8 protein-coding genes are annotated in these 13,190 nt (G+C 38.7%); 2 read left to right on the plus strand and 6 right to left on the minus strand.

The genetic code is table 11. The features are described 5' to 3' along the window. Positions 1-108: 108 nt before the first annotated feature. Positions 109-1,569 carry a bifunctional methyltransferase/pyrophosphohydrolase YabN gene (gene yabN, locus EDC37_RS05920; RefSeq protein WP_132548942.1) on the minus strand — a complete coding sequence of 487 codons (1,461 nt, stop codon included), beginning with the start codon at positions 1,567-1,569 and terminating at the stop codon, positions 109-111. A 15-nt stretch (positions 1,570-1,584) separates the two neighbouring features. Continuing rightward, complete coding sequence (mfd, locus tag EDC37_RS05925; protein ID WP_132548945.1) at positions 1,585-4,884, minus strand: transcription-repair coupling factor; 3,300 nt, start codon at positions 4,882-4,884, stop codon at positions 1,585-1,587. A 313-nt stretch (positions 4,885-5,197) separates the two neighbouring features. On the opposite strand from mfd, the gene EDC37_RS05930 reads away from it, so the two are divergent. Continuing rightward, positions 5,198-6,817, plus strand: coding sequence for an SGNH/GDSL hydrolase family protein (locus EDC37_RS05930; protein WP_132548948.1), 1,620 nt, complete (start codon positions 5,198-5,200; stop codon positions 6,815-6,817). Between the two features lie 90 nt (positions 6,818-6,907). Here the strand turns inward: EDC37_RS05930 and EDC37_RS05935 are convergent, their stop codons facing one another. The 4 genes from EDC37_RS05935 to pepD form a co-directional block, all read right to left on the minus strand. After that, positions 6,908-8,158, minus strand: a complete 1,251-nt coding sequence (locus EDC37_RS05935; RefSeq protein ID WP_132548951.1) for a methionine gamma-lyase family protein — start codon at positions 8,156-8,158, stop codon at positions 6,908-6,910. Positions 8,159-8,240: 82 nt separating this feature from the next. Further along, entirely contained in the window at positions 8,241-8,435 is a 195-nt protein-coding gene (gene rpmB, locus EDC37_RS05940) for a 50S ribosomal protein L28 (RefSeq protein ID WP_132548954.1), read from the minus strand. Between the two features lie 83 nt (positions 8,436-8,518). Then, positions 8,519-9,658: an acyltransferase gene (locus EDC37_RS05945; RefSeq protein ID WP_132548957.1), complete on the minus strand. Its 1,140-nt coding sequence runs from the start codon at positions 9,656-9,658 to the stop codon at positions 8,519-8,521. A 5-nt stretch (positions 9,659-9,663) separates the two neighbouring features. Beyond that, positions 9,664-11,118: a beta-Ala-His dipeptidase gene (gene pepD, locus EDC37_RS05950; RefSeq protein ID WP_231040102.1), complete on the minus strand. Its 1,455-nt coding sequence runs from the start codon at positions 11,116-11,118 to the stop codon at positions 9,664-9,666. Positions 11,119-11,363: 245 nt separating this feature from the next. Here pepD and dnaG point away from each other — a divergent pair, with 245 nt between their 5' ends. Continuing rightward, on the plus strand, positions 11,364-13,151 hold the full coding sequence (gene dnaG / locus EDC37_RS05955; RefSeq protein WP_132548963.1) for a DNA primase: 1,788 nt from the start codon (positions 11,364-11,366) through the stop codon (positions 13,149-13,151). The last annotated feature ends 39 nt before the right edge of the window (positions 13,152-13,190 follow it).

Raw genomic sequence — 13,190 nt, forward strand, 5'->3', positions numbered from 1 at the left:
ATCTATAAAATTTATAAAAATTTATAGTTTTTTTATAAAAAACGTTCTATTTAGGGTTAAATTTTTACACTTTTAACACTATAGCATTAATCTTATTTATACTGTATCTTAACTGTTTTTTTCAAAACTTTTAGCTTCATCCCATAGCTTATCAAGCTCTTTTAAAGTAAAGTCCTGCCATGCCTGATGCTGTGCTTGAACCTTTTTTTCTATATATGTGAAACGGTTGCGGAATTTTCTATTACTAGCAAGCAAAGCAAGTTCTGCCCCTACCTTCAAAAAGCGGGATAAATTTACTACGGTAAACAAAACATCCCCTAACTCGTCTTCTATTCTTGCATGATTGCCGGAAGCTGCCGCCTCTTTTAATTCATTTATTTCTTCACTGAGTTTTTCCCATACAGGCGTTATATTTTTCCAGTCAAAGCCAACCTTATCTGCCTTATTCTGAAGTTTATATGCACTCATGAGTGCCGGTAAATCTTTCGGCACACCGTCCAAGACTGACTTGCGCTCACTCTTTTCCCGTCGTTTTATTGCTTCCCAGTTCAGGAGCACTTCACCCGCATCTTTTACAGTCACATCACCAAAAACATGTGGATGGCGCCGAACCAATTTTTCTGTCACCCCATCAACAACATCCTGCATGGAAAAAAGGCCTGTTTCTTCAGCCATACGGGCATGGAACACAATCTGCATCAAAAGATCGCCTAATTCCTCACATAAAAGCTTCGGATCTTCAAAATCAATTGCCTCAATGACTTCATACACTTCTTCTATGAGATTCTGCCGCAATGTCTTATGTGTCTGTATAATGTCCCATGGACAGCCTCCCGGTGCTCGCAGTCTTTTTATTATAGCTTCTAACGGTGACAATGTAAATTGTTTTTGCTTATGGGGAAGTGCAGGCACATAAAGACTTGTCAGATAATCAATTTCTTTATGTCGATCAATTTCATATAAAGGCAGCTTATATATTTTTTCTTCTGGCAGTCCCAGCCTATAAAGCAATATTACTTCGTAATCATCAGGCAGCTCCTCCATTAAAGTGAGCTTCACTTCCGATGCAGTATGTACATCATATAACTGGGTAATTACCATCCCCGTAGACACATTCGCCGCTTGTTCAGTCAAAGAAAGCGCGTCCGTTATTAAAAGGCCATCTATCGGATCTACTCCCAGTTGTGTATAAAGCACTTCCAAAAAACTCATACCAGGATATATCTGCACAGAAATTTTTTCACTAGCTGCCAATTTTTTTATAAAACCGACAGTTTTTTCTGCTACCATAGGACTACCCGGCACCGCGTAGACAACATCTTCACCTTTTTGGGCACGCTGTACAACATCACTGCTTATTTGCTTATAAACATCCTCAAAGGCTTTTTCCCTTTCGTACAAATAATCATATGAAAAAAACTTTATACCTGCCTTTGCCAAATCAGTTACTGCCGGATGATATTTTGTGCGCAGGCATAAATTCTCCGCCTGCTCCATCAGTTCCCACGTTTCTTTAGTGATAAGTTCTGCACCTGAAGGACCAAGCCCTATTATCTTTATACTTCCCATTCAAAGATATTCCTTTCACTGCTGTATGCCTTTACCCTCCAGCCATTTCAATGCACGTGTAACAACGTTCAATGGATTATCTGCTGTTTTCGGCGTAAGCTTAAACTGTATTATATTATTCTTCCCTTGGATAAACTTTACTAAACTGCCCATGTATTTACGCACAAGTAAAAGGTTTTCTGGTTTTACGGAATGTTCCTGCTGTAACGTAAAATCAATATAATCCTTTTTCTCTACAATCGATTTTATACCCAAATCCCTAGCATGATTTTTTACATCTGCTATTTTTAAAAGATTTTCCACCGGCAGTGTTATTTTACCAAAACGGTCTGCTAATTCTTCCTTCAGACCATTTATCTGTTTTTCATTTCGCAATGCAGCAATTCTTTGATAAATTTCCATTTTATGCATGGCATTATTTATATAACCGCCATCTATATAAGCGTCAACTTTTATTTCTATCAACGGCTCTTCCTGTACTTTGAGCTGTTTGCCCTTACGCATTTGCTCTACAGCTTCTTCCAGCATCCTGCAATACATTTCAAACCCTACACTGGCAATATGTCCATGCTGCTGTGAACCAAGCAGATTGCCTGCCCCGCGTATTTCGAGATCTCTCATGGCTATTTTAAAGCCTGAACCAAGCTCAGCAAAATCTTTTATGGCCTGTAACCGTTTTTCCGCTGTTTCCGTGAGAACCCTGTCCTTCTGGTAAACGAAATAGGCAAATGCCATATTTTTAGAACGGCCCACTCTGCCTCTCATCTGATACATCTGCGATAAGCCAAACTTATCCGCATCATAAATTATAATGGTATTGGCATTAGATATATCCAGCCCATTTTCAATGATGCTCGTAGCTAACAAAATATCATATTTGCCTTCGTAAAAGTCCATCATCGCTTTTTCCAGCATACTTTCCGGCATTTGCCCATGAGCTGTTTTTATGCGGGCCTCAGGCAGCATATCAGACAGTTTTAAATACATTTTATCAATAGTATCAACGCGGTTATATATAAAATAAACCTGCCCGCCACGGCGCATTTCCCTTCTTATGGCATCGCAAAGAATTTCATCGTTATTTTCAATGACATAAGTCTGAATAGAAAAACGTTCCTTTGGCGGTGTTTCAATAACGCTCATATCCCTGGCTCCGACAAGAGACATATGGAGCGTACGGGGTATCGGGGTTGCACTCAAAGTGAGCACATCAAGATTTTTACTTAACTGCTTTATTTTTTCCTTCTGTCTAACGCCAAATCTCTGTTCTTCGTCGACAATAAGTAAGCCGAGGTTACTGAATTTGACCTTTTTGCTATTTAAGATCGCATGTGTACCAATAAGGATATCAACCTGGCCTACCGCTAACTTTTCCAGTGTCTTTTTTTGTTCTTTCGGTGTGCGGAAACGACATATTACATCAATTACCGGTGAAAATCCTTCAAATCTGCTGGAAAAGGTCTGATAATGTTGTTGCGCTAGTACAGTTGTAGGTACCAGTACAGCTACCTGCTTACCATCCATAGCAGCTTTAAAAGCAGCCCGTACAGCTACTTCTGTTTTACCAAAACCAACATCACCGCACAAAAGCCTATCCATTGGTTTTTCTTTTTCCATATCGGCTTTAATTTCTTTTACTGCTGTCAGTTGGTCAGGTGTTTCTTCATAGGGAAAGGCTTCTTCAAATTCACGCTGCCAAGGCGTATCAGGTGAAAATGCATAGCCTTTTCCTTCTTTTCTTTCCGCATATAATTTTACAAGTTCTCTTGCAATCTTTTCAACAGCTGCTTTAGCTTTGGCCTTAGCTTTATTCCAAGCGACACCGTCCATCCTGCTAAGCCTTGGTACATCGCCTTCACTGCCAATGTATTTTTGCAATAAATGGACTTGGTCTGTTGGTACGAAAAGCTTATCGTCCCCACCATATTTTATATGCAGGTAATCGCGATGCACACCATTTACCGTAATGGTCTTTACCCCAAGATATTTACCTATCCCGTGATTGATATGTACTACATAATCACCGACATTGATATCGCGGAAATGCAGTATTTTTTCGCCTTTATTCCGCTGTCGTAAAACAGCGCGCTTCTTCTGCCTTCCCATAATATCTTTTTCTGTGATCACGACTAAATGAGCCTGCGGTAATTCAAACCCATTTGCCAAAGAACCTGTCATTATACAAACAAGATCCTTTGTAAATTTACCTGAATGGGAAAAATTAGCGGCAATTTTATGCTGATTAAGTATATCATGCATATATTCAGCTTTTTGGTCATCATCCATCAAAATTATAATATCATTTTTATTGGCAAGCCAATTCTTTAATTCTTCACATAGTAATTCCAACTGCCGTTGGAACGGAGCAGTTGTCTTGACCGTAATACTGATAGAAGTATCCGGTTCAGCAAATTGTATTTTTTGCAGCATCAGTGAAGAATATATTACATTTTTCGCACAAGCTGCCGTTAAAAGCTGTTCCCATGAAAAAATATTATCCTTCACTTCGGGAATTTCCTTGATCAAAGTAGAAATTTCTTCCCGTATACGCAAAGGTTCATCAAAAAATATAACAGAATTTTCCGGTAAATATGACAAAAATACAGCCTTATCTCCGGCTTTTTCTTCTGGAGCCAGCGGCATTATGTTGACAATTCCTACATTTTTAATTGACCGCTGTGAATCCAAAGAAAAAACCCGTATTGATTCCACAGTATTATCAAAAAATTCTATACGAAATGGTTCCACCGCATTTATTGGAAAAACATCAACAATTCCGCCGCGTGAGCTAAATTGCCCCATATGTTCTACCTGGTCTATACCTTCATAACCGAGTTCCGCAAGTTTGCCAAGCAACGATTCCCGTTCCAGTTCATCGCCTATCTTTATTTGCAGGCTGTATTTATCAAAATCTGCCTTAGACAAATTCTTTTGTATAGCTGCAGCCGTACTGGCTACAACAACCATAGGTGCCCCTTGTGTCAACCGGCCAAGTACTTCCATGCGTTTCGCCGTCAGTTCCATACTTTTGACCGTAGCATCTACAGTCATCATATCAAGTACAGGCAGCTCTGCTATGGTCACATCTTCCGGTAAAAGAGTGTTCAAATCAGCCAGCCATTCCCCTGCTGCTTCACTATTACTGCAAATAATAACCAATGTAGTCGGCTTCTGCGCGTAACAGGAAGCTGTTATAACATGTTTTTGCGAGCCCGCTAATCCATATATATAACCCTGACCTTTACTTCGATTATAGCAATTTGTCAATGCCATTACACTTGGGTCAGATGCAATTTTTTCAAAGAGCGCGTTCATAAATAACCTCCCCTACGAATGCCAAAAAGGGGCCTACCAACAGGATTTATCCTTGATAGTCCCTAAAGCACATGGCTTTTATTATAAGATTTAAATTTCATATCGTCAAGTAAGCTAGTGCAATATTTACACAATTACTTTACCTTCACATATCTTTTCGTTATAATAATTTATTAAAGAAAAAATTTTTTCTTGTCTATTAGTATTTAAACTTTTTTAAAATAAATAGTTTATTCTTCGTAAAAATGTGTTAAAATACATTTTTGTGTTTTACCTTTTACAAAACATAAAAATAGCCATCGGGGCTGATAAAATGAAAAAATTTGCAGTCTTTGCTGTTATCATTTTGTATTTTACTTTAGTATGCATCTTTTTAACAGAAAAAACTGATGTTTTAAAGCTTGAAGAATTTTCCTGGCAAGTACAGGTTAGTAAAGATAACATTATTTCCTGGCAGCGATTGCCTTATCCCAGTTATTACGAAATAGATATTTTTGCTAAAGCGCCTGATAGTCCCGCTGTAAAAACCCCTTTTCACCTTTTAAAAAGAGATTTTTCCTTTACCAATACATATCAACTACCACCTACTATTTACCCTACTTATTATCGTGTGAGAGCACACGGAATGTTTGGCATTATATCCTCTTCACCATTCGTAGGCGATCCTATTTTCACTGGTGATCCGCTTATCCCTACACCGATTACTAATTATACGGCAGGTTCTCCCGCCAGCAGCCGCCCATACCTTGTCTGGCATACAGTACCAAATGCAGTCTACTATGAACTGGAACTATTATCAGGCCAGCCTGATAATCCCACTGGCAACGAATTATCGCATACAAATCATCTTTACAGCAGTCGGAATATATTTACGCATGGTTATCAAATTGATCTGACTCCATATTTAAACAATCCACATATTTTCTGGCGCGTAAGGGCACTTGATATCCACGGCAATCCTATTGGTATTTTTTCAAAACTTCAAGAAATATACATAAATAGAGATTTATCAGCTCCTCAAAAACCACTTATCGACTCATATGATACCCTGCCTGACACCATTCTTCCCCTTTACCCTGTATACCATTGGCTGCCGATGTATAATGCCACCCGTTATGAAGTGGAGCTGCTCGACCATCCCCCTGTTCAAGAAAATGATACGGAACCTTCCCCAGACCGGCTCGAAACTATTGTTGTCAACAATCTTTTCAGTGCCTATGACCCCAGGTCATTAATCACTCCGGGAACCTATTATTGGCGTGTACGCGGTATCGATGAAGCCGGCAGAACAATCGGTACTTGGTCAGACTCCCAAAAGATGGTTGTCACCTCTCCTGCGGAACGTTCAGTACCTATAGCCGTTTTTGGTGACAGTATCAGCCATGGCGGCGGCAATGTATCATATTCACCTGCCAATTTAGAATATAACTACCAAACCTATCTGGACTTTCCGACAATAAACCTTGCCAGAAGCGGAGATACCTCCCATATGTCCCTCGAGCGTTTTGATAGAGATGTATTGCCTTTTACCCCACGCAGCCTATTGATCATGTCCGGCACAAATAGTCTTAGGGACAGCAGTGTCAGCGCCCAAATGATCATAAACGACCTTCAAGGCATTCTTGAAAAATGTATGCATAACAATATACGCCCTATATTTATGACTTTACTTCCTTTGAATATAACTAATATCGAAACAGTATTCAATGTTGACACAGATCCTGACTGGAAACCCAAAATGGAAGAAGTAAATGCCTATATCCGTACACTGCCTTATTACATTGATCTTGAACCATATTTTTATGATAAAAATGGCAATCTGGACGAAAAATATTCACCCGACGGACTGCATCCCAATCTACTTGGAAAGCAGTTGATGGCTGCTATTATCAATCAGCATAAAGACCTTTTTACCTTGGAAAATGATAAATAGAGGTAAATTGGAAACTTGAAATACCCCCGCAAAGTTAGTTTTTACTATCTAACGTTGCGGGGGTATTTTATACTTTATTCCAATCGTTTTTTATTTGTCTTCTTTTAAGTCTTCAATCTCTTGTGCAGCTCCCATAGCTGCTATAAGTCCATGTTCAAAAGTTAGTGCGCCCTGCATATAAACGGCATATGGTGCCCGCATAGGTCCGTCTGCGCTCAATTCAATGGATGCGCCCTGCACAAATGTTCCTGCTGCCATTATAACTTGATCCGTATATCCCGGCATATCCCAAGGCTCAGGTGAAGCAAAAGAATCTACTGGTGAATATTTTTGTATGCCGCCACAGAAAGCGATAAGCTTTTCTCTGGTTTTCAATTCAATAGCCTGAATTATATCACCACGTTTATCGCCAACTCCCGGGTGGACATTATAACCAAGCCGACGGAAAAAAGCCGCTGCGAAAACAGCGCTTTTTACTGCCTGGGCCACTACATGCGGTGCCAAAAACAGCCCTTGGAAAAGCAGTCGGTTATTTGCCAATGATGCCCCCAGCTCAGCTCCCATTCCTGGAGCGGTTAACCGATAAGATGCCAACTCCACCAATTTGCGCTTTCCGACTATGTATCCCCCTGTAGGTGCCAATCCACCACCAGGATTTTTTATCAAAGAACCACCCATTATATCAGCACCGATTTCTGTAGGTTCTTGTTCTTCAATAAATTCACCATAACAATTATCTACAAAACATATACAATCTGGTTTTATTTTCTTTACAAAACTGCATATATCGCTTATTTCTGCTACCGTCAATGTTGGTCTCATACTATAGCCGCGGGAGCGCTGTATCAAAACCATTTTTGTTTTTACGTTTATACATTTTCGTACAGCCTCATAATCTACGTGCCCATCGGCTGTCAGTCCGGCTTCCCTATAGCCTATGCCAAATTCCTTCAACGAGCCTGGTGTATCTTTTTCATAACCGATAACGGTACGCATCGTATCATAAGGTGCCCCCATCACTGATACCAGCTCATCTCCCGGCCGTAAAATGCCGAATAGCACCGTCGCCAATGTATGTGTGCCTGATACGAAATGTGTCCGCACAAGCGCAGCTTCGGTTTTAAAAACCTCAGCATAAAGTTCTTCCAGTTTACCTCTGCCTATATCATCATAGGCATATCCACTGGAAGTGTTAAAATGCGCATCAGAAACTTTTACCTTTCTCATCGCACTCAAAACTTTTAATGTGTTTTTTTCCGCAATCTCATCTGGATGTATAAAATACTGTTTACATTCTTGTAATGCTTCATTTTTTGCTTTTATTATATTTGCCGAAAACATATTTTCTCCTAATCAAATAAATCAAATAGAAAAAACCCCTATCCTTTCGGGATAAGGGCTCTATAAAAATAAAGAGCGCGAATCAGTTAGCACGCTGAACTTTATTGTTAGTACGCATACAGCGAGTGCAAACATTGATGCTTTTTACTTCACCGTCTACAACAGCATGCACACGTTGAATATTAGGCTTCCATTTACGTTTTGTTTTCAAATGGGAATGGCTGACGTTCATACCGGCCATTTCACCTTTGCCACAAATATCACAAACATTAGACATCTATAATACGCCTCCTTAAATTAGCTCATTAAATAACACACAGTAGGACTAATATAACATAACTTTATAAGTAATGCAAGATCTTATTTATGCTTTGCATATACACCAATGGTCAAAGAATTTATATATGGACAGTATTTTTTTGAAAACCAACGGCAAAATGCTGCACTAATGACGGAACAACATACTACAGCCACATAAAATACCATGCTGTTCACTGCTGTCATAAGCAAATTCAGCCTAACCATTATCGCCGCAAAAATTGATATAAAAACAGGGTGGCATAAATACGCGAAATAAGAATGACGGCCTAACAAAGAAAATGTTTTTCTCAAAAATTCAGGCCACTTGCGATTGTAAAACTCACTAAACAGGAATACTGATGCCCCTATAGTATAGATTATTCCAGCAGGAGAAAGTTGATGTGCAGTGTTGATTGCTTCCAAAGCAGTATACCCTACACCAAAAACACAATAGTAATAATATATCAGCAGTCCGCCCAAAGATAAGACAAAGAACGCACTTATCCATATGCGCCTGTTTTTCATAAATAACTTGAAGTCTTCGAAATGTACTGCCAAATAACCGCCCAAAATAAATATAAACACATAATGGATTACCCAGTAATTTAAGCGATATACGAGTAAATCCCGCACGAGTGGGTTTGCTATACCATATGGATTCATCATAAAACTTGAATAATAGTCAATTGCTATCTGTATGATTAATAGCAAGCACAAGCGTATACCAGTGCTGCGTTTTACCATGTATATCCACAAGGGCATAAGCAGATAAAACCATATCAAAATCACCATAAAATATAACTGATAGCAAGCAAGTCCCAAAAACAGCACATAGACTATATGCAGCGGATTGAACATTGAAAGGTCATGATAACGCAAGGCGTATATGGATATATATAAAAATGACCAGAACAAATATGGCACAAATACCGTTTTGAAACGTTTTTTCATAAACTGCCGATAATTAAATCCTGCTGATGTATCCAAATTGTAAAAAAGACCAAAAGCAGAAATAAAGAAAAATATCGGTACAGAAAATCTTGTCAATATCTCAAAAACAGCGATAAGGTGTATATTCGCATTGGTGTTTATTATATATTGTGAACCTACATGAATGCCAATAACACCCAGCATAGAAATCCCCCGCATGTATTCGATAGCATCAATGCGCGGTTTTTTTAAAACTCCTTTACTGACCATGGTGCTTACTTACCGCCTCTGGCAATTTTTGTGAGAACTTCTTTCATAAGCAGTATCTGTGGTACTACCGTATCAAGCTGCAATCTTTCCTGTGGTGTGTGTATGTCCAGATTATTTGGGCCTATTGAAACGATATCAACATCTGGTTTTTTATCTGCGAAATAATTGCATTCAAGTCCGCCATGAATACATTCGACACGCATTTTCTTATTATTTTGTTCTGCAAATGTTTCTGTCATAATCCGTGTCAGCTTACTATCCGGATCACCATTCCACGCCGGTGAAGTTGGTGCAAATACCGCATTAAAGCCACTCATCCCTGCCAAGGCCTTATATGTTCTTTTTATGAACGAAAGGTTCGCATTAGTGGCGCTCCTTGCCAGCAAATGGATGACAATCTTCCCAGCTTCTAAACTTAAACGGCCCACATTAGCAGATAACTCAGGTAACCCTTTTACTTTTTGGGACATAGCATATACACCGCTATGCAGTACACATAAAAGAGCAATAAGCGACTTAGTGTCAATACTACTTAATACATCTGATGGTGTATCAATTTTTTCAAAAATAAATACAACATTTTTCTCTATTTCTCCATATACTTCTTCAAATTCTTTCTTTTGTTGTTCCAAAACCGATGCTATTTTCTGCTCGTCCTTAGCTTTATATACCACATCCGCAAAAGCTTCAGAGGCAATGGCATTATCAGCTGTGCCGCCTTTTATCTGGGAAAGGACAAACTCTATGTTTTCTTCCTGTAGTCCACGCAAGATAAAGGCCAATGCCTTAATTGCATTACACCTATTTTTATCTATTTCCGTTCCTGAATGTCCACCAAGTAAATTTTTTAAACCAATACGTACACTTTGATAACCTTTTTCAGTATGGCAGAAGCTAAATTCTCTTTCAAAACCGACATGCACACTGCCTGCGCTGGCCACCGTTACTACATCATAATCTTCGGAATCACAATTAATTATATAGGAAACCCCATCTAAATATTTTTTATCAAGACCACGCGCCCCGCTCATCCCTTGTTCTTCATCGACTGTAAAAACAGCCCGTAAAGGACCATGCGCAAAATCCTGTGCCATGAGATAAAATATACTGGCAACGCCTATGCCATCATCTGCACCTAAACTGGTTCCCTCCGCAAATAAAAATTCACCATTATTTTTTACTTTTATAGGATCATGCAGCGGATCATATTTTATACCTTCTTCAGCAACACAAACCATATCCATATGACTTTGTAACATGACCAGTGGTGCAGCAGCAAATCCGTCTGCCGCCTTTTTATCAGCAATTACATTATTATATTCATCCTGTGACACTTCAAGTCCCATGCTGCTGAGTTTTTGGGCAATATAGTTGCTAACTCTTTTTTCATGGCCTGATGGTCTTGGTATTTTCGCCAATTCTTGAAATTCTTTCAGAACGTCTGCCAATATCGCATTCATATCCAATTCGACTTCCTCCCAAATTAATGATATATTTTATATCCTAACATAATTTAATATAAAAAACCAACGAATTTACAACAAAAAAAGGATATCAAAAACTTTTATTGAATTTTATTCATAACAAACAAATTTATAAAAATGAATTATTATGTTTGCGAAAAATTTATTAAAGGAAATTTAGTATTAGTTGTAGAATCCTATTTACTTATCTCACTAAATTTTCAAGTACACGGGTGAATGTGATGTTAGACAATGCTTTATATAATGACTTCGTAGAAAGAGTCTATTCTTCATCCGATATCTTAAAAGTAATATCCTCCTATGTCCCACTGAAAAAACGCGGTCATAATTACTGGGGCTGCTGTCCATTTCATAGAGAAAATACACCTTCGTTTTCCGTAGTACCGGATGAAGGTTTTTTCTATTGTTTCGGCTGCCATAAAGGCGGGAATGTATTTAAATTTCTATCGCTTATAGAAAATATCTCTTACGGAGAAGCGATAAAGCTCCAAGCTGAACGGCTTAATATTCCTGTTCCGAAAAAAAAACAGTCAGAAGCACAGCTCAAAAAAGCTTTAGAAATAAAAAATCTATACAAAATCCATGAAATGGCACAGACCTTTTTTTATAATTGCCTTACAAAGACCGGATATGGAAAACCTGGTATAGTATACCTACAAAAACGCGGCATCAATAAGGAAATTATCGAAAAGTTCCATTTGGGCTTTGCACCACCCGGGTGGGACAAATTATCATCTGCATTTATAAAACGCGGCATTAGTGAAGAATTATTACTGCAAGTCGGCCTTGTAGTAAAGAAAAAATCCAAAGGCTGTTATGACCGTTTTCGAGAGCGTATAATGATTCCCATCATAGATGAAAAGGGACGTACAGTCGGTTTTGGTGCCCGTATCCTCAACAGCGGCCAACCAAAATATTTAAATTCACCGGAAACACCCCTGTTTAATAAACGCCGTTTATTGTTTGGTCTAAACGAAGCAGGAAAATTTATCCGCCAACAGGAATATGCCATTATCGTAGAAGGCTATATGGATGCCATTGCCTTAGCAAGTAATGGGGTCAGTAATGTTGTTGCCTCATTAGGTACGGCCTTCACTGCCGAACAATGCAAAAAACTGATGCGTTATTCACCAAATATCTATTTTTGTTATGACAGCGACGCAGCCGGTCAAACAGCTACAATACGTGCTTTATCAATTGCGCGAAACAGCGGTGCCAATGTGAAAGTTATTCTTTTGCCAGATGGCAAGGATCCTGATGAATTCATCCGCAAACATGGTTCAACTGCTTTTTCTAAACTTATTGACAAAGCCCTGAATTTTATTGATTTTCATCTGTATCATATAATGCATACCATTGACTATGCGTCACTTGACGGTAAAGTAAAAGCCGTATCGTTTATACTGCCGGTTCTTGCTTCTGTCAACAACCTAGTGGAATCCAATGGATACACAATACGAATTGCCCAAGCGTTGGGCATCGATGAAACGGACCTGCGTGCAGAATTACAAAAATACCGACGCAATAAAAGCTTTCATGAAGCTCCTGTAGTAAAGTTAAATCCTTCCGTAGATACTTCAGGCGATAATGCAGTCGTTAAGGCAGGCCGCTATATCATCAATAAAATCTGGCATGAACCGGATATACTTGATTATGTTTTAGCATCAATATCCATAGATGAGCTCGACAACCAATTCCACCGTGAGATATTATCTTTTGCTGCAAAAAGGGCTGCACTTAACCAGCCAATTAATGATATTAATCTTTCGCAGCTTTTAAGTGATGAAGCCTGTGTGGAATTATCACGCTGTATAGTGGAAAATAAAAATGAATCTGACGCTAATTTATTAGATGATTATCTAAAAACAATCCATTTAGCATACTTAAAAAAGAGTTACCGCGAACATAGTTTAAAAGCTGATGAACTAGAACGAAAAGGTGATAATGGATTTCAGCAGGAACTTAAAGAAATTCAGCGAATTATAAAAGAAATGGATGAAGTTAATTGAGTATTACACAAAATGGTTTATATTATTATATAATATTGG

The organism is Pectinatus cerevisiiphilus (assembly GCF_004341685.1).
Lineage (GTDB): Bacteria > Bacillota > Negativicutes > Selenomonadales > Selenomonadaceae > Pectinatus > Pectinatus cerevisiiphilus.

What these genes read in the sequence shown, in the direction of transcription:
- yabN (WP_132548942.1), bottom strand. Translation starts at nt 1,569, where the DNA reads ATGGGAAGTATAAAGATAATAGGGCTTGGTCCTTCAGGTGCAGAACTT.
- EDC37_RS05935 (WP_132548951.1), bottom strand. Translation starts at nt 8,158, where the DNA reads ATGTTTTCGGCAAATATAATAAAAGCAAAAAATGAAGCATTACAAGAA.
- EDC37_RS05930 (WP_132548948.1), top strand. Translation starts at nt 5,198, where the DNA reads ATGAAAAAATTTGCAGTCTTTGCTGTTATCATTTTGTATTTTACTTTA.
- dnaG (WP_132548963.1), top strand. Translation starts at nt 11,364, where the DNA reads ATGTTAGACAATGCTTTATATAATGACTTCGTAGAAAGAGTCTATTCT.
- pepD (WP_231040102.1), bottom strand. Translation starts at nt 11,118, where the DNA reads ATGAATGCGATATTGGCAGACGTTCTGAAAGAATTTCAAGAATTGGCG.
- EDC37_RS05945 (WP_132548957.1), bottom strand. Translation starts at nt 9,658, where the DNA reads ATGGTCAGTAAAGGAGTTTTAAAAAAACCGCGCATTGATGCTATCGAA.
- mfd (WP_132548945.1), bottom strand. Translation starts at nt 4,884, where the DNA reads ATGAACGCGCTCTTTGAAAAAATTGCATCTGACCCAAGTGTAATGGCA.
- rpmB (WP_132548954.1), bottom strand. Translation starts at nt 8,435, where the DNA reads ATGTCTAATGTTTGTGATATTTGTGGCAAAGGTGAAATGGCCGGTATG.